This is a genomic window from Myxococcus sp. MxC21-1 (assembly GCF_032612255.1).
Classification (GTDB): domain Bacteria; phylum Myxococcota; class Myxococcia; order Myxococcales; family Myxococcaceae; genus Myxococcus; species Myxococcus virescens.
Genome location: NZ_CP123278.1, coordinates 2,860,933 through 2,881,565, shown reverse-complemented (window position 1 = coordinate 2,881,565; position 20,633 = coordinate 2,860,933). Strand labels below are relative to the sequence as shown.

The 20,633-nt window shown below is 69.4% G+C and carries 19 protein-coding genes and 1 pseudogene; 6 read left to right on the top strand and 14 right to left on the bottom strand.

What is annotated here, in order from left to right:
* Nucleotides 1-12: 12 nt before the first annotated feature.
* The 3 genes from QEG98_RS13415 to QEG98_RS13405 form a co-directional block, all read right to left on the bottom strand.
* Nucleotides 13-1,368, bottom strand: coding sequence for an aminotransferase class I/II-fold pyridoxal phosphate-dependent enzyme (locus QEG98_RS13415; RefSeq protein WP_141256461.1), 1,356 nt, complete (start codon nucleotides 1,366-1,368; stop codon nucleotides 13-15).
* 295 nt (nucleotides 1,369-1,663) lie between these two features.
* A complete protein-coding gene (acs, locus tag QEG98_RS13410) occupies nucleotides 1,664-3,619 on the bottom strand; it encodes an acetate--CoA ligase (RefSeq protein ID WP_316566992.1) in 1,956 nt (651 codons plus the stop codon).
* A 55-nt stretch (nucleotides 3,620-3,674) separates the two neighbouring features.
* Complete coding sequence (locus QEG98_RS13405; RefSeq protein WP_316567882.1) at nucleotides 3,675-4,169, bottom strand: hypothetical protein; 495 nt, start codon at nucleotides 4,167-4,169, stop codon at nucleotides 3,675-3,677.
* 61 nt (nucleotides 4,170-4,230) lie between these two features.
* Here QEG98_RS13405 and QEG98_RS13400 point away from each other — a divergent pair, with 61 nt between their 5' ends.
* From QEG98_RS13400 to QEG98_RS13380, 5 genes are all read left to right on the top strand, one after another.
* Nucleotides 4,231-4,653 (top strand): NUDIX domain-containing protein, encoded by a 423-nt coding sequence (locus tag QEG98_RS13400; protein WP_140861898.1) that lies wholly within the window; start codon nucleotides 4,231-4,233, stop codon nucleotides 4,651-4,653.
* Nucleotides 4,654-4,668: 15 nt separating this feature from the next.
* The gene (locus QEG98_RS13395) at nucleotides 4,669-5,265 is read left to right on the top strand and encodes a site-2 protease family protein (RefSeq protein ID WP_316566991.1); all 597 of its coding nucleotides are present in this window, start codon (nucleotides 4,669-4,671) and stop codon (nucleotides 5,263-5,265) included.
* Nucleotides 5,187-5,654, top strand: a complete 468-nt coding sequence (locus QEG98_RS13390; protein WP_316566990.1) for a M50 family metallopeptidase — start codon at nucleotides 5,187-5,189, stop codon at nucleotides 5,652-5,654. Before QEG98_RS13395 ends, QEG98_RS13390 begins: the two co-directional genes overlap by 79 nt.
* A 663-nt stretch (nucleotides 5,655-6,317) precedes the next feature.
* Complete coding sequence (gene cml / locus QEG98_RS13385; protein ID WP_316566989.1) at nucleotides 6,318-7,580, top strand: CmlA/FloR family chloramphenicol efflux MFS transporter; 1,263 nt, start codon at nucleotides 6,318-6,320, stop codon at nucleotides 7,578-7,580.
* 48 nt (nucleotides 7,581-7,628) lie between these two features.
* Entirely contained in the window at nucleotides 7,629-8,432 is an 804-nt protein-coding gene (locus QEG98_RS13380) for a hypothetical protein (RefSeq protein ID WP_316566988.1), read from the top strand.
* Nucleotides 8,433-8,441: 9 nt separating this feature from the next.
* On the opposite strand, the gene moaD is transcribed toward QEG98_RS13380, so the two are convergent.
* From moaD to QEG98_RS13325, 11 genes and pseudogenes are all read right to left on the bottom strand, one after another.
* Nucleotides 8,442-9,122 (bottom strand): molybdopterin converting factor subunit 1, encoded by a 681-nt coding sequence (gene moaD, locus QEG98_RS13375; protein WP_090489296.1) that lies wholly within the window; start codon nucleotides 9,120-9,122, stop codon nucleotides 8,442-8,444.
* An 8-nt stretch (nucleotides 9,123-9,130) separates the two neighbouring features.
* A complete protein-coding gene (locus tag QEG98_RS13370; RefSeq protein WP_316566987.1) occupies nucleotides 9,131-10,963 on the bottom strand; it encodes a PKD domain-containing protein in 1,833 nt (610 codons plus the stop codon).
* Nucleotides 10,964-10,970: 7 nt separating this feature from the next.
* Complete coding sequence (locus QEG98_RS13365) at nucleotides 10,971-11,699, bottom strand: MXAN_2562 family outer membrane beta-barrel protein (protein ID WP_141589564.1); 729 nt, start codon at nucleotides 11,697-11,699, stop codon at nucleotides 10,971-10,973.
* The gene (locus QEG98_RS13360) at nucleotides 11,696-12,595 is read right to left on the bottom strand and encodes an MXAN_2561 family MXYO-CTERM-anchored protein (protein ID WP_316566986.1); all 900 of its coding nucleotides are present in this window, start codon (nucleotides 12,593-12,595) and stop codon (nucleotides 11,696-11,698) included. The genes QEG98_RS13365 and QEG98_RS13360 overlap by 4 nt, the downstream gene beginning before the upstream one ends.
* Before the next feature lie 125 nt (nucleotides 12,596-12,720).
* Complete coding sequence (locus tag QEG98_RS13355; protein WP_316566985.1) at nucleotides 12,721-13,755, bottom strand: aspartate-semialdehyde dehydrogenase; 1,035 nt, start codon at nucleotides 13,753-13,755, stop codon at nucleotides 12,721-12,723.
* Nucleotides 13,756-13,818: 63 nt separating this feature from the next.
* Nucleotides 13,819-14,544, bottom strand: a complete 726-nt coding sequence (gene tsaB / locus QEG98_RS13350) for a tRNA (adenosine(37)-N6)-threonylcarbamoyltransferase complex dimerization subunit type 1 TsaB (RefSeq protein WP_410478009.1) — start codon at nucleotides 14,542-14,544, stop codon at nucleotides 13,819-13,821.
* 11 nt (nucleotides 14,545-14,555) lie between these two features.
* Nucleotides 14,556-15,059 carry a septal ring lytic transglycosylase RlpA family protein gene (locus QEG98_RS13345; RefSeq protein ID WP_316566984.1) on the bottom strand — a complete coding sequence of 168 codons (504 nt, stop codon included), beginning with the start codon at nucleotides 15,057-15,059 and terminating at the stop codon, nucleotides 14,556-14,558.
* A gap of 7 nt (nucleotides 15,060-15,066) precedes the next feature.
* A pseudogene (rseP, locus tag QEG98_RS13340) lies at nucleotides 15,067-16,697 on the bottom strand (RIP metalloprotease RseP).
* A gap of 83 nt (nucleotides 16,698-16,780) precedes the next feature.
* Nucleotides 16,781-17,611 (bottom strand): phosphatidate cytidylyltransferase, encoded by an 831-nt coding sequence (locus QEG98_RS13335; RefSeq protein ID WP_316566983.1) that lies wholly within the window; start codon nucleotides 17,609-17,611, stop codon nucleotides 16,781-16,783.
* Nucleotides 17,608-18,399, bottom strand: coding sequence for an isoprenyl transferase (locus QEG98_RS13330; protein ID WP_011552625.1), 792 nt, complete (start codon nucleotides 18,397-18,399; stop codon nucleotides 17,608-17,610). Before QEG98_RS13330 ends, QEG98_RS13335 begins: the two co-directional genes overlap by 4 nt.
* Nucleotides 18,400-18,564: 165 nt before the next feature.
* The gene (locus tag QEG98_RS13325) at nucleotides 18,565-19,518 is read right to left on the bottom strand and encodes an SDR family oxidoreductase (RefSeq protein WP_316566982.1); all 954 of its coding nucleotides are present in this window, start codon (nucleotides 19,516-19,518) and stop codon (nucleotides 18,565-18,567) included.
* A 126-nt stretch (nucleotides 19,519-19,644) separates the two neighbouring features.
* On the opposite strand from QEG98_RS13325, the gene QEG98_RS13320 reads away from it, so the two are divergent.
* The gene (locus QEG98_RS13320) at nucleotides 19,645-20,622 is read left to right on the top strand and encodes a helix-turn-helix transcriptional regulator (RefSeq protein ID WP_316566981.1); all 978 of its coding nucleotides are present in this window, start codon (nucleotides 19,645-19,647) and stop codon (nucleotides 20,620-20,622) included.
* Nucleotides 20,623-20,633: the final 11 nt, after the last annotated feature.

Here is a 20,633-nt window from a genome sequence, read left to right as displayed (position 1 = left end):
CGCGCGTGGTGGCTACAGTTCCACCTGCGGGCGCTGCTCGTCGCGGCGGGACGCGCGCGTCGCGGCCGGACGAACCTCCAGCTCGGCGCGGGCCTCCTCGATGGCGTCGCACACCCCGTCGGCGGCCCGCTGGACCTGCTCCAGCGTGTGGGACGCCATCACCTGCATGCGGAAGCGCGTCTCGCGCAAGCGAACGGCCGGGTACTCCACCAGGTTGGCGAAGATGTCGCGGTCGAACACCTTCTTCGAGGCCAGCCGCGCCACCTTCGCGTCGCCCACCTGCACGGGGACGACGTTGGACGGCTCGCCCAGGCACGTCACGCCCCGCGCCTCGAAGGCTCCGCGCAGCGCCAGGATGTTCTCCCGCGCCTTCGCGCGCAGCGCGTCGCCCTCTTCCGAGCGGACGATGCGCAGCGACTCCAGCACCACCGCCGCCTGCATGGGCAGCAGCGCGTTGGAGAAGATGTGGGGCCCGCCCATGATGCGGATGAACTGGCGCACCGCCGGCGAGCGCGTGGCCACGAAGCCGCCATTGCTCGCGAACGTCTTGGAGAAGGCGCCCACCACCAGGTCCACCTTCCCCAGCAGGCCCTGCACGCCCAGGCTGCCCGTCCCGCGGGGCCCCATCGCGCCCAGGTCATGGGCCACGTCCACCAGCAGCGTCGCGCCGTACTCGCGGCAGATGGACTGGAGCTCTTCGATCCGCGGCACGTCCGAGTCCATGGAGAACAGGCCCTCGGTGACGACGAGCACCGCGTTCTGCGTGTCGCGGGCGCGAATCTCCTGAAGCTTGCGCCGCATGGCGCGGTTGTTGAGGTGCGGCACGCGGCTCACGTTCGTCGTCGCGGCGGCGGCGCCCTGCTGGAGGCACGCGTGCGACAGCGCGTCGAGCACCACGTGGTCATCGGGACGCACCAGCCCGGCGATGACGCCGAAGCCCGCGCCCCAGCCGGTGGAGAACAGCGCCACGTGCGGCGTCTGCAGGTGCTCCGCGAGCGCCTTCTCCAGCATCAGCGACGGCGTCGTATTGCCCCCCAGCATCGCCGAGCCCGCGCTGTGCAACCCATAGTCCTGGATGGCCCGCTGGGCCGCCTCCACCACCGCCGGGTGCGTGGACAGCGACAGGTAATCCTGCGAACCGAAGTTCAGCCCCTGGCGCGCCGCCCCCGTCTCGCTGCGGACACCACACTCCGCCTTCGGTGCCGCCTCCAGGCTTCGCGAGTACGGCCACAGGCCCGCCTGCCGCCGCGACTCCTGCCACTCGAAGAAGGGTTCCGTCCGCCCCAGCAGGTCAGGTCCCGTCGGCTGCGCGTAATGGGAGATGAAGTGGGTGAAGAGCGGCGAGTCGAGTTGAGCTCGGAAATCCATGAAGCACGTCCAGGGGGAAAGGTCGCGCTGTCAACGAGAGGCGCGGCGCTCGGGGAGGGGGGCGAGCGGCGCATTTAATGCCTCTGCATCTTTCCAGTGTCAACCAGCCTACCCTGACGGCTCCGCTGTATTCGTTTGTTCCGACTCAACCGGATGTGCTGCGTAGGCTGAAACAGGCGCGAAATACCCAGATAGGCACGTATTGTCCGAGTAGAAAACGACGAATCCCGGTTTTTCACCCCAGGGCAGAGGTGGCTTTTGACGCCCCCTGCCCTGAAGTGCGAGCAAGTGTCCGTCAGTCGTCGTTCTGCCTCAGCGCGGCCAGGACGTTGAGGTCCTCCAGGGTGGTGGTGTCCCCGGAGGCCTGCTTGCCCGCGGCCACGTCGCGCAGCAGCCGGCGCATGATCTTCCCCGAGCGCGTCTTCGGCAGCGCCTCCGCGAAGCGGATTTCGTCCGGCCGGGCGATGGCGCCAATCTCGCGGCCCACGTGGGCGGCCAGCGTCTTCTTCAGCGCGTCGGACGGCGTGTGGCCCTGCTTCAGGGTGACGAAGGCCACCAGCGCGGTGCCCTTCAAGTCGTCCGGACGGCCCACCACGGCGGCCTCCGCGACGGTTTCATGCGCCACCAGCGCGCTCTCCACCTCCGCGGTGCCCAGACGGTGGCCGGCGACGTTGACCACGTCATCCACGCGGCCCATCAGCCAGAAGTACCCATCCGCATCCGTGCGAGCGCCGTCGCCGGTGAAGTACATGCCGGGCAGCTCGTTGAAGTACGTGCGCACGTAGCGGTCCGGGTCGCCGTACACCGTGCGCAACATGGAGGGCCAGGGGCGCGTGACGAAGAGCAGTCCGCCCTGCCCTCGCGGCACCTTGTTGCCCTCTCGGTCCAGAATCTCCGCGTGGATGCCGGGCAGCGGCAGCGTGGCCGAGCCGGGCTTCGTCGGCGTGGCGCCCGGGAGCGGCGACACCATGATGCAGCCCGTCTCCGTCTGCCACCACGTGTCCACCACGGGGCAGCGGCCCCCGCCGATGACGTCGCGGTACCACATCCACGCCTCGGGGTTGATGGGCTCGCCCACGCTGCCCAGCAGGCGCAGCGAGGACAAGTCGTGCTTGCGCACGGGCTCCTCGCCCAGCCGCATGAAGGCGCGGATGGCGGTGGGCGCGGTGTAGAGGATGGTGGCCTTGTACCGCTCGATGATGTCCCAGAAGCGGTCCGGTCCCGGCTGGGTGGGCGCGCCTTCGTAGAGGATGGTGGTGACGCCGTTCATCAAAGGGCCGTAGACGACGTAGGAGTGGCCCGTCACCCAGCCCACGTCGGCGGTGCACCAGTAGACGTCGTCTTCGCGCAGGTCGAACACCCAGCGCGTGGTGAGCGACGTATTCACCGCGTAGCCGCCCGTGGTGTGCAGCACGCCCTTGGGCTTTCCAGTGGAGCCCGACGTGTAGAGGATGAACAGCGGGTGCTCGCTCTCCACCCACTCCGGTTCACATTCCGCGGACTGCCCGCTCACCAGCGTGTCCCACGCCACCAGCTTGGGCCCGGACAGCTCCAGCGTGCTCCCCGTGCGGCGGAGCACCACCACCTTCTCCATGGTGGGCATGTGCGGCAGCGCCGCCTCCACGTTCTTCAGGAGCGGCACCACCGCGCCCTTGCGCCAGCCGCCGTCCGCGGTGAGCAGCACCTTCGCGCCCGCGTCGTTCATGCGCTCGTGGAGCGCCTCCGCGGAGAAGCCGCCGAACACCACCGAGTGCACCGCGCCAATGCGAGCGCACGCCAGCATGGCCACCGCGGCCTCGGGCACCATGGGCAGGTAGATTCCCACCCGGTCCCCCTTCCGAACGCCCAGCGACTTGAGCGCGTTGGCCAGCTTGTTCACCTCGGTGGACAGCTCGCCGTACGTGAGGCTGCGGCGGTCGCCGGGCTCCCCCTCGAAGAGGATGGCGGGCTTGTCCTTGCGGGTGGCCAGGTGCCGGTCCAGGCAGTTGTAGGCCAGGTTCGTCTTGCCCTCGACGAACCACCGCGCGTGCGGCGGCTTCCAGTCGAGCACCGTCTGGAAGGGCGCCTTCCAGTACAGCTCCTCGCGGGCGCGGTCGCCCCAATACTTCTCAGGGTCCTTCGCGGCTTCGTCCCAGAGCTGCTGGTACTGCTCCATGCTCCGGATGTGCGCGCGCCGGACGAACGCCTCTGGCGGCGGAAAGACGCGTGCTTCCGTCAGGACCGAGTGAATCTCATGCTTCGAAGCCGCCATGCGTTCCTCCAGCGTGGACAATGCCACCCTGTTCTAGGAACGCGGAGCGCGCGGCTCAACCCTCCATGTCACAGCGCTTCGATTCCTTGACGGCCTCGTAGCGCAGCCACATCTCGCACACGCATTCGTCGGGGCGGCGCGTGTCGTAACGGACGCGCAGCACCCCCTTGAACTGCGTTTCGCACTGCGTCGTACCGTCGATGTGGATGTTGATCTGGTCCAACAGGCACTCCTGGCCGTTCACTTCGGCGGCGGCCTTGACCACGCTCCCGTCGATGGAGAAGTGGTCTCCATCCTCCAGGAAATAGCCCACGAGGTGGCTGTCCAGGAAACCGAAGTCCAGGCGGACGACGCGCCCGCTGATTTGCAGGGTGCCGTAGAGCTGGTTGCGGTTGGTCTCCAGCAGGCCGCAATCGTCGCGGAGGACCTCGACGGGCTCGAAGACGTAATCACCCGGCTCCTGGACGTGGGGCAGACAGGCCGCCAGGCAGGCCAGGAGCAGACCGGAGAGGACGAGGCGATGGCGTCTCGGAGTCGACACGGCGCGCACAATACTCCACGGCACGCATCTAGGAAGTGCGAGCGTGACGGCAGCGGGTAGACTGGGGGTCATGCCCGAATACCGCAACCCCAAGCCCACCGTGGACTGCATCATCGAGCTGCCCGGTGAACGCATCGTCCTCATCCGGCGTGCGAATCCGCCCGTCGGCTGGGCGCTGCCCGGTGGCTTCGTGGATGAGGGCGAGCCGCTCGACGTCGCCGCCGTGCGCGAGGTCCTGGAAGAGACGGGACTTCACGTGAAGCTGTCGGAGCAGTTCTTCACGTACTCGGACCCCCGGCGGGATCCGCGGCAGCACAACATCTCCACCGTCTACATCGGCTCGGCCGAGGGCGAACCGCAGGGCGCCGACGACGCGGCCGAGGCCCGCGCCTTCCGCGTGGATGATTTGCCGAAGGACCTGTGCTTCGACCACGACACCATCCTGTCCGACTACGTCACGTACAAGCGGACCGGACAGCGGCGGAAGCTCTAGGAGCGGCGCGGGAGGATGCATTACGCGCTCGTCCTGCTCGCCCTGGGAGGCCTGCTGACCCTCCACGAGTTGGGGCACCTCATCGCCGCGCGGTTGCTCGGTGTGCGGGTGCCCCGCTTCGTGTTCGGTTTCGGTCCACCGCTGGTGTCCTTCCGCCTATGGGGGACACAGTACGTGGTGGCGGCGGTGCCCCTGGGCGCCACGGCGCACCTGCAGGGGATGAACCCGCACCGTGCGGACGCGGACGAGGCCGCGGGCTTCGCCGCACGCGGGCCCCTGCTGCGCATCCTCATCATCCTGGCGGGGCCGCTGGCCAACTATGCGCTCGCGCTGGGGGTCCTGTTCGCGCTGTACACGTCGGGCACGCACGTGGTGGTGCCGCTGACGGTGGGGACGGTGCAGCCGGGTTCGGAGGCGCGCGCGCAGCTGCTGCCGGGGGACCGCATCGTCCATGTCGCGGGACAGCCGCTGCGGAGCTGGTCGGAGTTCGTGGAGAAGGTGGGCGCGGCACCGGTGTCCCGCTGGAGCTGGGCGTGGAGCGCGGCGGCGATGCGCGCGCGGTGGTGGTGCGGCCCCGGCCGGATGAACGGGGCACGGGCCGCATCGGGGTGAGCCAGCAGTACGTCTACAAGGCGCACGGCGCGGGTGAGGCGCTGAGCCATTCGTTCACGCACACCGTCAAGGTGGCCGAGGAAGGCGTGGCGCTGCTGAAGCGGATGATGCAGCACGGCCTGGAGGGCGCGGACGCGGCGAGCCCCGGAGCGCTGGTGCGGCAGGAATCCGCGGATGCGATGTCGTCCGGGACGGATGCCCTGCTGCGGACCTTGGTGGCCGCGTCGGTGGTGCTGGCGCTGTTGACGTTGCTGCCCGTGCCCGGGCTGGATGGAGGCCGCGTGGTGCTGCTCCTGGTCGAGGCGGCGAGCGGCCGGCGGATCCCCCTCGCGTGGAGACGGTGGCGCAGACGGTGGGGTTCCTGGGAATCGCCGTGGCCGTGGTCTTGATGGCGACCGCGGAGATTCGGCGCGCGTTGCCGGCGCGGTTCGGCATGGAGGACACGCCGGCTCAGGATGCGGGGACAGAACAGCCGTCGCCTGCGGCGTCGGCTTCCGCGAAGGGCACGGCCCCCGCTCCTGTTCAGGCGCCTGGCGCGCCGGAGAAGGGAGGCGACACGGCGGGCGCCACGCCTGCTGGGACGCCCGCTGCGGGCACGACGGCGGGGGCCGGGCCTGCTGGGGCAACCGCTGCGAGCACTGGAACGGGCACCCGTCCTGCCGCGAAGGGCTCAGCCGCGGCAGGAGCTGACGCGGGGACGTAGACAGCATCCGGTGTTGCCCCGGGTGCCGCGCCTGCTGGAACCCCGGACCGGGAGCAGCCACACGCGGCGCCAGTCCCCCGCCGGCCACGCCAGCAACCACCGCGCGCTGCACCTCATGTCAGGAAGACTCGGCGGCGACGTCCCGTCCGGTCACGGCGGACGGTTGTTCAGCACCGCCGTGATTGCGACACCCAGCCCCGACCTTCGAGCGCAGACGCGCCGCATGGGAGCCAGCGAATGGGAAGCACCGTATCCGCAGATGAGTGAGCCGCGGCGACACGTCAATCGTTGCCGCGGCCATCTGCCCCCAGCTCATCCCGGTACCCGTGGAGAGGCAGAGCGCCGCCAGATGTTCCTCATTTGTGCGGATGCAATCGTGCCTGACTTCAAATCCCCGTCGTGGAATCACTCCGTGCCAGCAGCGCTGTTGCTGATGGCGCCCTTCGACCTCCTGGCCTCACTGGCCATGGACATCTACCTGCCAGTCGTTCCGGCGATGCCCGGAATCCTCAACACCTCACCCGCCATCGTCCAGCTCACCTTGAGCCTGTACCTGGCGGTGCTTGGGCTCGGCCAGATGGTGTTTGGCCCGGTCTCCGACCGCATCGGCCGGCGCCGAGTGCTCCTGACAGGCGCACTCCTGTTCGCAGTCACCTCCTTCCTGCTCGCGGGAACCTCGGATGCCGCGATGTTCGTCGGCCTTCGGCTCGTCCAAGCCATGGGGGCATCCGCGGCCCTCGTCGCCACATTCGCAACGGTCCGCGATGTCTATGCGGAGCGCCCCGAGAGCGCGACCCTCTACAGCCTGTTCAGCGCCATGCTGGCCTTCGTCCCCGCGCTCGGCCCCATCGCGGGGGCGCTGCTCATGCAGCGCTGGGGATGGCGCGCCATCTTCATCACGCTCGGAGTCCTGGCCACGGCGGCGCTGCTGCAAGCCTTGCCACGGTGGCACGAGACGCGCCCGGCGCAGGGCCTCCCGTCGCGTCCCGCGTTCCGGCACATCCTGCGCAGCGCCACGTTCTGGACGTACACCCTGGGCTTCAGCGCGGCCATGGGCTCCTTCTTCGTGTTCTTCTCCACGGCGCCTCGGGTGCTCATCGGTCAGGCCGGCTTCTCCGAGCTCGGGTTCAGCCTGGCCTTCGCCACCGCCGCGCTCGCGATGATTCTGACGACCCGCTTCGCGAAGCACTTCGTGGGGAGTTGGGGGCTGGCGGGTAGCCTCACGCGGGGCATGGGCATGTTGCTGCTCGGCGCGGGACTCCTGACGGCCGGACAGCTCCTGGCAACGCCGTCGTTCTGGACGTTCGTCGCGCCGATGTGGCTCATCGCGGCCGGCATCGTGTTCTCCGTCTCCGTCACCGCGAATGGCGCACTCCAGGCCTTTGGCGATGTGGCGGGAACGGCGGTCGCGCTCTACTTCTGCATCCAGAGCCTCATCGTCGGCGTCCTCGGCACGCTGATGGTCGTCCTGCTGGATGGCGACACGGCGTGGCCCCTGGTGGGATACGCGTCCCTGATGGCAGGGGTGACGTTGACGGCGCTTCAGCGCCTCCAGCGCCGACAACGCGTCCTGACGAAGCCCGCGATGGCGGAAAGCCCCGACGCCCCCTAGCAGACGTCCCCAAACCGCGCCGCGGGGGCCTGATCCCGCGGCGCGGCGGTGGTTTCCAGCTTTCCCGCCTGGGACGGAACCCTGCCCGCCTCCCGGCTGTCCAGGGACCAACCGGGCGTCGGCCGTCTTTCGGAAGACGTCTCCTGGACGATGAAGGAGCCGCGAGCCATGCAAGGCCCTATGCTTCCCCCCGCGATGAACACCAAGGCAGGCGGTGGACTCTTCTGTGAGCTGTACTGGGGCAACAATCTGTCCGAGGCGTGGAGCTATGGGCCGGAGCATTCGAACGTCCACGCCGCCCCGGACGAGACGGCACCGCTACCGCTCTACGGCTTCACCCTGCCCGAAGAGCCGTTCCTGCTCGCCGAGCGCACCGCTCAGGGCTGGCGCATCCACCTGCCGCCCGCGGCCCGTGCCGAGCGCGCCATCCAAGGCAATGCCTATGCCGCCGTGCCGCAGACGGACCTGCGCCAGCACGGCGGACGCACGACCGTGGAGCTCGCGGAGGGCATGACGCTTCGCCTCTCGGAAGGCGAGCTCTCGCTGCGCATCCAAGGCTCCGTCGTCAAGGAACAGGTCAACCGGCTCCAGTGGAAGGACTTCGGCTGGCTCATCATCGTGAGCATCCTCTTCCTCAGCTTGCCCGTGGGTTTCCTCATCGCGGGCCCCACGCCCCAGCGCATCGAGGAATCCAAGGTCCGCGCCATGAAGATGGCCGCCGACAAGGAAGCCGCGCGCCGCAAGGCCATGGGCCTGGACACGCCCCTGCGTCCGCTCACGGATGAGGAGCTCAGCATGCAGCCCGACGGCGGTGACGACGTCACGGTCCCCGCCTTCCTGCGCGTCCGCTGAGGCGGCGATTCAGGGCCCCAGGCCGACCCAGACCTCCCCATCCTCGAAGAACTCCTTCTTCCAGATGGGGACGTCCTGCTTGAGCCGCTCGATGGCGTACTCGCAGCCACCGAACGCCTCCTTCCGGTGCGGCGACGCCGCGGCGATGACGACGGCCAGCTCGCCGGGTACCAGCGTTCCCACGCGATGGATGATGGACACGCGCACGCCGGGAAACCGCTCCGCAGCCTCCGCCCCAATCTCCGCCAGCTTCTTCTCCGCCATGGGCGCGTAGGCCTCGTACTCCAAGCGCAACACGCGGCGGCCCTTCGTCTGGTTGCGCACGGAGCCGCTGAACGTCACCAGCCCGCCGTATGACTCCCCGCTGACAGCCTCCACCACCTCTTCCAGCCGCAGGGGCCGGTCCACCACCAGGAACTTCCCAGGTGCGCCTCCCGCCACGGGGGGAATCAGCGCCAGCTCCGCCCCATCCCGCACCGGGGCATCCGGACCGACGAACTCCTGGTCCACGGCCACACGAAGGTGCGGCAGGAGTGGCGCCAGCGCCGCGTACTTCGCGCTCAGCAGCCGCAACACGTCCCGCACATGCGAGCCCTCGGGCAAGTCCAGGGACTCCCGCACCTGCCCGGTGCGCTCGCGAGCCGCGGCGAAATAGAGGACGGTGATGCGCACGTTCCCGGCGTCCGCCATGCCCCCGCTCAACGCGAAGCCTCCTGATCCGCGCGCAAGGACAGGCGTCCCTTGAGCCGGCCCCCGCCCTCCACCGGGCTGAAGTCGAGGAAGCCCGAGTCCAGCGGCGTCATCCGATCCAGCAGCGCCCCCGAAAGCGCCTTCGTCGCCCCGAGCAACATGTTGGGCACTCCGGGCACCTTCTCCGCCGCGCGCAGGTCCGCGCGCAGCCGGCCCAGGTCCACCATCACCGACACGTGGCCCGAGCTGAAGGCCTCACCACCGAAGCGCTCCCGCAGCTCGGCGCCCACGTCTCCGCGAGGACGGCCCTGCAGCAGCTCCCCCGCCATCAGGCTGGCGCGCTCGGGCGTGATGCGCAGCTCCACCGGATGCTCCCGAACCCGCGTCCGGAAGAGCGTGCCATTCGCCTCCTGCTGCGTCGTGTAGCGCAGCACGGAGTCCTCCAGTTGCTTCTGCACGAGCGCCCGCACAGGCTCCGACTCCGTCAGCCCCGCTTCGAACACGATGGAGCCCTTGATGTCGGGCCGCTTGTTCCGGATGAAGTTGCGGAAGAAGGCCGGGATGTCGAAGTACACGCGCAGCACCACGTCGCCGCGCAGCGCCTTGAGCAACGCCTCCACATCCAGTCCTTCACGACGCCAGGACGCCACCATGCGCTCGCGGCGCTCGGAGCCCGGCGCACCGAACACCAGCCGCGCCAGCTCCTCGGGCGGCACGGAAATCTGCGCCGCGGCGATGGGCCCCAGCTCCGCGTCCTTCAGCAACGCCGACGCGGGCGCGCGGGCGCCCTGGAACAACGGCGTCGAGGAGGACAGGAAGCCATCCAGGTCCACCCGCTCCGGCTTCACCGCCAGCGACGCGGCGAAGCCGCGAATCGGGTGGGTGCCTTCTTCCCCAGGCGCCACTCCGGGCTGCTTCCCGGAGAAGAGGTACATGCTGCCGCTCGCCACCTTCCCTCGCAGCTCGGTCAGGAGCACGTCCTCGGAGATGCCCGGCCCCGTGAGGCTTCGCACCGCCTGGCGGGCCACTTCCGCGTCGGGAATGGCCAGCACCTGCGCCTGCTGAGGCTCACCCTCGTCGGGCTCCTCCATCCCCTCCGGTACGGCGAGATAGAGGTAGCCTCGGTCCTCGAAGAGCAACATCGGGGGCCCGCCTGACGCGGGCTCCACGGTGGCGGAGCCGTCCGGCTGCGGCATCACGCCGTGCCCCGCCCGCTCCAGCTCACCGGCAACGGCCTTCAGGGCCGCCTCTGGCTCCGTGATGCCCAGCAGCGTCACGACGCCGTCGAACTCCGGGAGCAGGAAGAAGCCGAAGCCCTCGTCGGGGTCCACCACCGAGCCGGTGCCGTTCTCCAGGTCCGCGAAGAGCAGTGGCAGCAGCGGGGATGACTCCACGGCCCGCCGCGCGTTCTCCGGCCCCACGAGCCGCGCGTAGAAGTCCATCAACTGCTCCACGTGGCCGCGCAGCTCGGGCAGCCACATGACGGTGCGCGCGCTGGCGGGTACCGCGCGCAGCACGGGCCGAGGCACCACCGTCAACTGGACGCGACCGACCTCCTCGCCCTCGTGCAGGGCGCGCACGGTATAGGCGCCTGCCCGGGAGAAAGCGTGGGACACCCACGGCGCCGTCTGGGCGTCGCTGCCGTCACCGAAGTCCCAGCTGACGGCGGTGGCGTCCTCGCGCTGCGAGCCGAGGTCGACCGGCACGCCCGCTTCCACCGTCCGGTCCTGCCCCAGGTCCGGCCGCACCGCGCGACGGCAGCCGGAGGCCCAGGGGCCCACGGCGACCATCATCAGGAGGAGCGCGACAAGAGACCCAGGGCGGCGCGGAATGAGCGGCATGAGCCGCTTAGTAGTCCAGCGCCAGTCCGAACATCCAGCGCCGGTTCGACAGGTTCAGCCCCGGCCCGCCGAAGTTGTCCACATCCGCATAGGTGTACTCGGCGAAGATGTAGCTGTGGTTGACGCCCAGGTCGGAGTCGAAGTCGCGCGCGAAGCGCGGCTCCAGGACGTCCAGCATGAAGGCCACGCCACCCGTCGCGCCCCAGCCCCACTTGCCGCCCGAGCCCCGGTTGCCCCCCACGGCCTCAGTGCCCGTGCCCTTGAGGATCCACCAAGGCGTGTAGATGAGCCCCAGCTTGCCGTAAGGCACCAGCGGGATGCCCCATTCGAAGGCGGCGTAGTCGAACTTGTAGAAGGCGTTGAGGCTCAGGGGAATCAGACGCAGCGCCGTACGCTCCGCGGCGTCCGCACCGGAGGCCAGCTTCGCCGTTCCATACTTCTCGCCGTAGCCCGCTGAGAAGCCCACGCCCGCCGTACCCACGCCCTGGTAGAAGTATCGCTGGAGCTCTACCTCGAACGTCAGCAGCGACTCGCCGCCAAAGTAGTCCTGGTACGGCGTACCCGTGAGGCCGGGCTCTTCGTCGATGAGGGGCTTGTAGCCACCCAAGCGGAATTGAATGCCGCCCGAACGTGGCGAGCGCAGCGAGACTTCCTCCTCCACCACTACCGTGTCCTGCCCCCAGGCAGGCAGCGTGGCGAGCAGCGCCACGACTCCCAGGGCCGATGCCCGACTCATGACCGCTTCCTCCTCGACGACAGCCAGACTCCGAGGGACGCCAGCATCGCGCATCCCGTGATGCCACCACCCGCCGCGGCGCAGCCACCCGTCTCCGCGCCGCCAGCTCCGAGGTACCCTTGGTAGAAGCCGTTGCTTGCAATGGGCGTCCCTGTCGCAGCGGGCGAAGGTTCGCTTTGGTTACCCGCCCTGTCGATGGCAATCGCCTGGACGGCATACTCGACGCCGTTCTCGAGCCCTTGATCCATGCGGAAGACCGCGTTCGACGAAACCTGCCGCTTCGTCGAAATCACTTCACCCGCGCCCACACCACCGTCCTCGCCCGGAACGGACTGAAGGACCTGCACCTCCATGAACACCGCGTCGCTCGGCACCTTGACAGAGACACTCAGCGCGGCGTCCAGCCCCGTGACGCTCGGAGTCTCCGGCACCGCAGGGGGCTCCGGGTCATAGATGAAGCTGATGGAGGGCGTCCCAACCGAAACGAACGAGTCGTCGCAAGTGCCCAACCCCCCCAGCCGCTTGGTCGTGGCGCAGAGCCGGAACGTCTTGGTTGACGTTTGTGACTCGCACTTGGCGCCGTCCGCCACCAGCGCCTCGGACGCGTTGAAGGTCACCGTCCCCGTCAGCCGGGTATCCGATACCGCGATCTCGTCGAGAGACAGGTCGCCCGCCCCTGGCGCCCCCGTGCAACTCGATTCGTTCGAGAGCCAGAGGTGGAGCACGTCGCAATTGCCGGCGACACGCGTCCAGTTGACCGTGCGGTCCAAGCCGCAGTTCTCCTGGGAGACGACAATCTGATCGTTCTGGATGATGTCGCCCGTGGCTGAAAACGTCACGGTCTGCCCCAGGGCAGTCGACGCGAAGAGCAAGAGGCCAACGAGAGTGAGGCGCATGGGTACGCCCAGGCTAGCAAGCGGGAGGCCACATGAAACGCCTTCCCGTCCGCTGGGCATCACTCCGGGAGGGCCGTCCCGCCGCGCCAAACAGGCAGGACGGCCACGGAGGCTTTGCCAATTTGTCAGGCGGGGCGCTCGGCCAGGCGGAGTCCGGCTTCCACCAGGTTGAGGGCGGCGCCCCGGCTGGCGTTGTCCACCGAGGCGAACAGCGTCACCCACTCCGGCGCCTGGGGGAATGCGCGCACCCGGCCCACATGGACCGCCGGGTCGGACGTGACGAGCATGGGCATGGGGTACACACGCTCACCGGGCACATCCAGCACCTTCAAGGCCCCGGACGTCTTGAGGGCCGCGCGCACCTGCTCCACCGGGCCCGCCTTCTTGAGCTGCACGTTGAGGGTGAGGCCATGGCCGTAGAAGGTAGGCACCTGCACCGCCGTCCCGGCGATGACGGGCACATCCCCCTTGGACGAGAAGAGCCGAGCCGCCTCCAGCGTCCAGCCGCCCTCCTCCTCGGTCCAGGGTGAATTCACCATGAAGCCGCCGACCTGCGGCACCAGGTTGAACCCCACGCGATGGGGAAAGGCGTGCGGCTCCGGCTCGCGGCCCGACAGCAGGTCCGCCGTCTGCTTCTCCAGCTCCGCCACACCGCGCACACCCGCGCTGGACGCCGCCATCAGCGCCGTCACCTGCGCGCGCGCCACGCCGAAGGCCTTCCGCAGCGGCTCCACCACGTGCACCGCGGCGGTCGTCACCGCCCCCGGCAGACACACGATGCGGCCCTTGAAGGTGAAGCCCGCGCCCAGCACGTCCGTGTTGAAGCCCGGCAGCACCATGGGGACGTTGCCGTCACCTCGGAAGGCACTGCTGACGTCCACCACCCACGCGCCCGCGGCCTGCGCGGCCGGAGCCAGCGTGCGAGAGGCCTCGGCGGGCGTGGCCAGCAGCACCAGCTTCACGCCCCGGAAGGCGTCCGGCGTCGCGTGCTCCACCTCGAGCGAGTCCTCGCCGTACTCCACCTCCATGCCCTTGGAGCGCTCGGAGCCGAAGACGCGCACCTGTTCAGCGGGCACGTCCTGCGCATACAGCGCGGCGAGCACCTCGCGGCCCACCACGCCCGTCGCGCCCACCACGCCAATCGTCAAGTCGTCTCTCATGGCGCGTCCTTTACGCCACCGGAGGCCGGGAGCGCGAGCACCACGAGGCGGCTCAGTCTTCCTTCAACCGTGCGGTGGGCGCCGGTCCGGGCAGGGGCGGGAACTTCGGGTTGCGCTCCGGCTCCGAGGCCCGCACGTAGTGCGGCTCCATGGCAAAGAGCGCGTCCAGCGACTGCGCTTCCGGAAAGCGCGCCAGTTGCGCCAGCGCCACCGCCGACGGGAAGGCCGGCGCCGCCAGCAGCCGGTGAGGCGCCACGCCCTGAGACTCCAGGGCGGCGCGGTAGTCCACCAGCGCGGGCCCCAGCGCCACGGCCCGGGGCTCGGCGGCCATGCGCGCGGCAACCTCCGCGGGTGACATGGCCGTCTCCGGCTCCAGCGGCTCCACCGTCCCGCCCTGACGGACGTAGGCCCCCAGGTACAGGTCGTCCTTGCGCGCCACCGCCGGCAATACAGCGGCACGCCCTCGGGGCCCTCCAGCGCCACCGCCGCCAGCGACGAGGCCCCGGCCACCTTCAGCTTCGTCGCGTAGGCCAGCGACTTCACCGTCGCCAAGCCGATGCGCAGCCCCGTGAAGGAGCCCGGCCCCAGGCCCACCACCAGCCCTTCCAGGGCGGGGAGCGTGGCGCCATGGCGTTCGAGCAGCTCCCCGACGATGCCGGGCAGCAGCTCGCTCTGCTTCCGCGGCGGCCCCACCACCACGTGCTCCAGCGTACGCAGCGCGCCATCCGGCGCTCGCTCCACCAGGGCCAGCGACAACGTCAACGTCGAGGTGTCCAGCGAGAGAAACATGGGACGGCTCACTACACCGGCGCGGCCCACATTTCCTGCGGAATCTCCGACACCCGGTCCTGGCAGCGGTACAGCCGGACGCGCACCACGCCCTTGTCCAGCATGCCCAGCTTCCGGGCGGCGCCCTTGGACAGGTCCACGATGCGCCCGTCGATGAAGGGCCCCCGGTCATTCACGCGCACCTTCACCGCGCGCCCGTTCTCCATGTTCACCACGCGCAGGCACGAGCCGAAGCGCAGCTTGCGGTGCGCGGCCGTCATCGCCTCCTGGTCGAAGCGCTCCCCGCTCGCGGTGGGCCGCCCGTGCAGGCCGGGGCCATAGAACGAGGCCAACCCTTCGCCCAGGTACGAGCGCGGCATCTGCTCGCGCCGCGCCACGCCGGGCGTACCACCGCGGGACTTCGGCGACTTCGACGGGCGGACGGGTTCCTCCACCGGGTCGGGCCTGGCCGCGCGCGAGGCGCACGCGGAGGTGAAACCCAAGCAGAGCAGTCCGGCAACGGCGATTCCTCGCATGCGTCCTCTAGCGGGTGATGTCGTTGGTCACGGCCAACAGCATCAGCAGGACGAGCAGCGCGAGCCCCACCATGTTGGCCACCTCGCGGACGCGAACAGGGATGGGGCGGCGGCGAATTCCCTCCCAGGCGGCGGAAAGCAGGTGGAAGCCGTCCAGCACGGGGATGGGCAACAGGTTCATCACCCCCAGGTTGATGGAGATGAGCGCCATCAGGTGGAGGAAGCTGTCCAGGCCCTGCTCGGCGCTCTTCGACGCCAGCTGGTACATCATGATGGGGCCGCCTACGGTGTTCATCGGCACCGAGCCCACCAGCAGCCCGCCGAGGACCCGCACCATCTGCCCGACGATCTTCGGGACGATGAGCGCGGCCTGCTTCAGCGCGGCGCCCGGCCCCAGATGCACCGTCACCTCATCCAGCACCGGCATGTCCGCCGCGGAGAGCACCCAGTTGCGCACGCCCAGGACGATGGGCGAGCTCGCCGTGCCCATCTCGTCCTCCGTCTTCAGCGGCGCCTGCGCCAGCGTCTCCGTGCGCTCGCCGTCCGCGCCCCGCCAAGTCAGCTGGAAGGAACGTTCCTTCAGGGCGTTCAGCTTCGAGGAGAACTTGACGAAGGACTCCGGCTTCTCGCCATCCAGCGCGATGATGCGGTCTCCGGGCCGCAGGCCGCCCTTCTCGGCCGCGCTCCCCGGCGCCACGGTGGCCGGTACAGGTCGGACGTCTCCGCGCCCACCGTCGCCAGCCCCACACCCGGCTGCTTCGGCACGGTGAGCTTCAGCACGGAGGGCACCCGCCCCGTCACGACGCCCGCCGCCACGGAGTCCATGCGCCGGAGGGTGAGCTCCAGGGGCGTGCCCTCCGCGTGCTTGTCCAGCTCCTGCTGGAAGCGCGCTTCCGTCTCCACGCTCACGCCGTTGACGGCCAGGATGCGGTCGAAGGTCCGCAGTCCGGCCTTCTCCGCCACCGAGCCCGGCGGCACGCCGACGATGGGCGGCTTCGACACGGCCTCCACGCCAATGGAGCCGCGCTCCACCGTGTCGATGGGGGACGTCTCCACGTTCTTCGTGGGCGTCACATCCAGCGTCAGCTTCTGGCCGTTGCGCTCCAGGACGATGGGGACGGGCCGCTCGAAGCGGCCGACGAACGCCTCCCGCATGTCGTTGAACGTGCGCACTGGCTCGCCATCCACGGACAGGATGCGGTCTCCAGGGCGGATGCCGGCGGCCTGCGCGGGCATGCCCTCGCTCACCGTTCCCACGTAGGTGGAGGTGGCCTGGTGCGGGCCCAGGAAGACGAAGAAATAGACGAGGATGGGGAAGATGAGGTTGAAGGCCGGCCCCGCCAGGACGATGAGACCGCGCTTCCATGGGGGCTGCGCCAGGAAGCCCCGGCTGGCCTCCTCCGGGCTGAGCTCCTCGTGGGGCATGTCCCCCGCCATCTTCACGTAGCCGCCCAGCGGCAGCAGGGCAATCTGGTACTCCGTCTCGCCCTTGGTGAAGCCGATCAACTTGGGTCCGAAGCCGATGGAGAACTTCAGGACCTTCACACCACAGGCCTTCGCCACCAGGAAGTGGCCAAGCTCGTGCACCGTGACGAGCACGCCGAGCAGAATGACGAAGAACCCGATGTTTTGGAGCATGGGCGCAACAGTAATCGTGGGCGCCCAGGTGGACAACGCGCAACCGGGCCCGCCGAGCAGACGGGCAGCCGGAAGGGGCGGTCCTAGGGCAGCAGGCCCCGGACGAACTGCACGTAGACGAACACCAGGGGCGCGTTGAACAGGAGCGCGTCGATGCGATCCAACACGCCACCGTGCCCGGGGATGAGGACGCCCGAGTCCTTCACCCCGTAGGCCCGCTTCAGCATGGACTCACACAGGTCGCCCACCGGCCCCAGGATGCCGCCGGCGATGCCCAGCAGCACGCAGTCCCACACCGTGAACACGGGGAAGAAGAACTGCCGGGCAATGAACATACCGCCCACCGAGCCCAGCATGCCCCCGAAGAAGCCCTCCCACGTCTTGTTGGGGCTCACCTCCGGGTAGAGCTTGTGCTTCCCCAGGAACCGCCCGAAGAAGTAGGCGGCGGTGTCATTGGCCCAGGTGATGACCAGCGCGCAGATGACCCAGGCCAGGCCGTGGTCGGGCAACAGGCGCAGCGCGGACATGGCCGTGAGGCCCACCGCGCCGTAGAGGAAGCCGTTGACCAGGTGCGCCGTGCGGGTGGGCGCCTCCGCCAGCGGCCCCTTGAAGAGGTGGTAGATCCACGCGAAGAACGCGAAGACGATGGTGAGCCAGAAGGCCGTCTCGCCCGTGCGCGCCGCGTCCCGCATGGGCAGGAAGGGCAGCACCGCGGCGAAGGCCATTCCGACCCAGGAGGCCACCGTCAGGCGCTTCTGGACGATGAGGTAGTACTCACCCACGCACGCGGCGGCGGCGGCGCCCAGCAGGGCCGCGCTCCAGTAACCACCGAGGAACAGCAGCAGGAGGACCAGCGGCAGCAGTGTCACCGCGGAGACGACGCGGATGACGAGGTTTCGGTTCTTGTCGTTCACGCCTTGGCCTGCTGAGGAGCGTCCTCCCGCTGCACCTGTGCGGACGTGAGGCCGAAGCGGCGCTCACGCTGCTGGTACTGCGACACGCAGCGGAGGAACTCGTCAGTACGGAAGTCCGGCCACAAGGCGTCGGTGAAGCACATCTCCGCGTACGCCATCTGCCAGAGCAGGAAGTTGGACACGCGCAGCTCCCCACTGGTCCTCACCATCAGGTCCAACGGGGGCAGTCCCTGCGTCCAGAGGAACTGCTCGAAGTCGCTCTCCTCCAACCGTCCCGCCGCCAGCTCCCCACGCTCCACGGCCTCGGCCAGCCGCCGCGCCGCGTGGAGGATTTCCTCACGCCCGCCGTAGGACAACGCCAGCGACAGCACCATGCCGGTGTTGTGCGCGGAGTCGGCCCGGAGCCGGTCCAGCGGATCACGCACGTAGCGCGGCAGCCGGTCCACGTCTCCAATGGCGTTGAGGCGAATGCCGTTGTCCAGGATTTCGGAGCGCTCGCGCTCCAGATACTCCCGGAGCAGGTCCATCAATCCGGCGACCTCTTCCGCCGGACGCGCCCAGTTCTGCGACGAGAACGCGTAGAGCGTCAGCGCCTGGATGCCCAGGCGGCGCGCGGTGCGCGTCACTTCGCGCACACTCGACGTCGCCTCCCGGTGCCCCTCCAGCCGGGGCAGCCCTCGGGACTCCGCCCATCGCCCGTTGCCGTCCATGATGATGCCCACGTGGCGCGGCATCGGCCGGGCCTTGACGGCTTGTTCCAGGGTGGAAATCACTGAAGGGCGTTCCATGAAGCCGCGCACCCTAGCGATGCCGCCGCGCGCCGTCCACGGGCGCGTGCCCCAACCGTCACGGTCGGCCCCTGACTGGTCGCCCGGTGGCGGTGGGTGGCCGCTCCCCACCAGAGTGCAGGCGCCATGTAGGCACAGGTAGGCAGCCATTCACTTGGTGGCCTCTCAGCCCCATGGCCAATCCGGGCTGGCAATCTCCATGGGGCCGTCGCGCCAGGACGTGTAGGCGTCCTCGTCCGCGACCTGGTACGGCCTGCCGAAGGCGCGCGCGAAGTAGTCGCCCCAATGCGGCTGGGAGCCGTCGGCGTCCGTGAAGCCGTACTCCCGGGCCAGGGCCCAGGAGCTGAAGACACGGCCGGCCTTGGCGCCCACGTTCGGATCCGCCGCGAGCGCCGCCACCGCCCGGCCCACGAAGCAGGGACTCTCCGAGGCGATGAAGTGCGGGTCCTTCGCCGCGCCATCGCGCCAGTTCGCTTCCGTGACGCCGAAGTTCTCCAGCATCTCCTCGGAGCGGAGGAAGCCGGGCGTCAGCGCCAGCGCGGTGACCTTCGTGCGGCGCAGCTCCCGGGACATCCCGAAGGCGAGCCGGATGACGGACATCTTCACCAGGTCGTACCAGACGTTGCCGCGGTAGCCGAACGAGTCCCCATCCGTGATTTCGACGATGAGCCCCCGCTCACCGCCCAGCATGAGCGGCACGGCGTGGAGGCTGGTGAGTAGATGCGTGAAGACGGCCCGTTCGAACATCTGCTGCCCCTTCGCGGCGGACTGTTTCCAGAACGCCGGGCCGAACTCGGTGAGTCCGTCGCCGCCCCAGATGTCGTTCACCAGGATGTCGAGCCGCCCCTGCTCCCGCTGGATGCGCGCGCACAGGGCTTCGACCTCCGATTCGACGGAGTGGTCCACGCGGACGGCGATGCCCTGGCCGCCCTTGGCGTCGACAATTTCGGCGGTCTCCTCGATGGTCTCCCGACGCGAGCCCGTCGCGGGCCGTCCGCGCACGCTGCGCCCGGTGCAGTACACGGTGGCGCCGGCTTCTCCCAACATGGTGGCGATGCCGCGCCCCGCGCCTCGGGTGGCTCCAGCGACCAGGGCGACACGTCCTTCGAGTGGCTTCATGGCGGGCACTCCTCCAAGCCCACGGGCGACCGTGGACCGCAGTGGGTTCGTGTTCGCACCCTAGGCAGGGAATCCTGACATCCCCTGTCATGATTCCCCGCCTAGACTTCGCTTTGGAACCTGCCCATGCGCGCCGACCGACTCGTCAGTTTGACGCTGCTCCTCCAGACACGCCCGAAGATGACGGCGGGCGAGCTGGCAAGGGAGCTCGAGGTCTCCGAACGGACCATCCACCGGGACCTCGACGCGCTCTCCGGCGCGGGCGTGCCCGTGTACGCCACCCGAGGCGCCGCGGGCGGCGTGGCGTTAATGGAAGGCTGGCGTACCCAACTCACGGGCTTCACCCGGGCGGAGCTGCATGCACTGGCGGCCGTGGCGGCACCGGGGGCCCTGGATGACCTGGGCCTGACGTCGGCGCTGCGTTCGGGCCTGGTGAAGATGGCTGCCTCCCTGCCCGCACTCCAGCAACCCGCGCTGGAGTACGCACGCCAGCGACTTCACGTGGATGCGTCCTCGTGGTTTCCAGAACGCGAGGCCGTGCCTCATCTGGCGACGCTGCGCGACGCTGTCTGGCAGGACCGCCGCGTGTCCCTGACGTACCGGGACTTCGAAGGCAAGCCGAGCCGCAAGGTGGTGGACCCGTACGCGCTCGTCATCAAGGCGGACCGTTGGTACCTCGTCGCGAGCACGGGCGAGGATGAACCGCGTGTGTATCGAGGCTCGCGCGTGGACGGTGCACGGATACGCCCGGAGACCTTCATCCGGCCGGCGCGCTTCGACCTGCCCGCGTTCTGGAAGGCGTGGTGCTCACGCTTCGCGGAGAAGCGCGCGCAGTACGAAGTCACGCTGCGATTGACGTCGGAGGCGCTGGAGGCGCTGCGGAAGATTCGGCCGCGAGCGGAGGGTGCACGGCTGGATGCCGCGCCGCTCGCAGCGGATGGACGCAAGACAGTGGTCGTGGACTTCGAGCGCGAACCGATTGCCTTCAGCCAGCTCTGCGACGTCGGCTCGGGCTTCGAGGTGCTCGCGCCGGAATCACTGCGAACGAAGCTCCTGAAACTGGCGACGGGCATCCTCGACACGCATCGAAGTTCCACGCCTTGACGCACGACCAG

Coding starts and splice junctions, on each gene's coding strand:
- QEG98_RS13370 (WP_316566987.1), bottom strand. CDS start 10,963: ATGCCGCTCATTCCGCGCCGCCCTGGGTCTCTTGTCGCGCTCCTCCTG.
- QEG98_RS13320 (WP_316566981.1), top strand. CDS start 19,645: ATGCGCGCCGACCGACTCGTCAGTTTGACGCTGCTCCTCCAGACACGC.
- QEG98_RS13325 (WP_316566982.1), bottom strand. CDS start 19,518: ATGAAGCCACTCGAAGGACGTGTCGCCCTGGTCGCTGGAGCCACCCGA.
- acs (WP_316566992.1), bottom strand. CDS start 3,619: ATGGCGGCTTCGAAGCATGAGATTCACTCGGTCCTGACGGAAGCACGC.
- QEG98_RS13400 (WP_140861898.1), top strand. CDS start 4,231: ATGCCCGAATACCGCAACCCCAAGCCCACCGTGGACTGCATCATCGAG.
- moaD (WP_090489296.1), bottom strand. CDS start 9,122: ATGGCGGACGCCGGGAACGTGCGCATCACCGTCCTCTATTTCGCCGCG.
- QEG98_RS13395 (WP_316566991.1), top strand. CDS start 4,669: ATGCATTACGCGCTCGTCCTGCTCGCCCTGGGAGGCCTGCTGACCCTC.
- QEG98_RS13345 (WP_316566984.1), bottom strand. CDS start 15,059: ATGCGAGGAATCGCCGTTGCCGGACTGCTCTGCTTGGGTTTCACCTCC.
- QEG98_RS13415 (WP_141256461.1), bottom strand. CDS start 1,368: ATGGATTTCCGAGCTCAACTCGACTCGCCGCTCTTCACCCACTTCATC.
- QEG98_RS13360 (WP_316566986.1), bottom strand. CDS start 12,595: ATGCGCCTCACTCTCGTTGGCCTCTTGCTCTTCGCGTCGACTGCCCTG.
- tsaB (WP_410478009.1), bottom strand. CDS start 14,544: ATGTTTCTCTCGCTGGACACCTCGACGTTGACGTTGTCGCTGGCCCTG.
- cml (WP_316566989.1), top strand. CDS start 6,318: ATGTTCCTCATTTGTGCGGATGCAATCGTGCCTGACTTCAAATCCCCG.
- QEG98_RS13330 (WP_011552625.1), bottom strand. CDS start 18,399: ATGGAACGCCCTTCAGTGATTTCCACCCTGGAACAAGCCGTCAAGGCC.
- QEG98_RS13355 (WP_316566985.1), bottom strand. CDS start 13,755: ATGAGAGACGACTTGACGATTGGCGTGGTGGGCGCGACGGGCGTGGTG.
- QEG98_RS13365 (WP_141589564.1), bottom strand. CDS start 11,699: ATGAGTCGGGCATCGGCCCTGGGAGTCGTGGCGCTGCTCGCCACGCTG.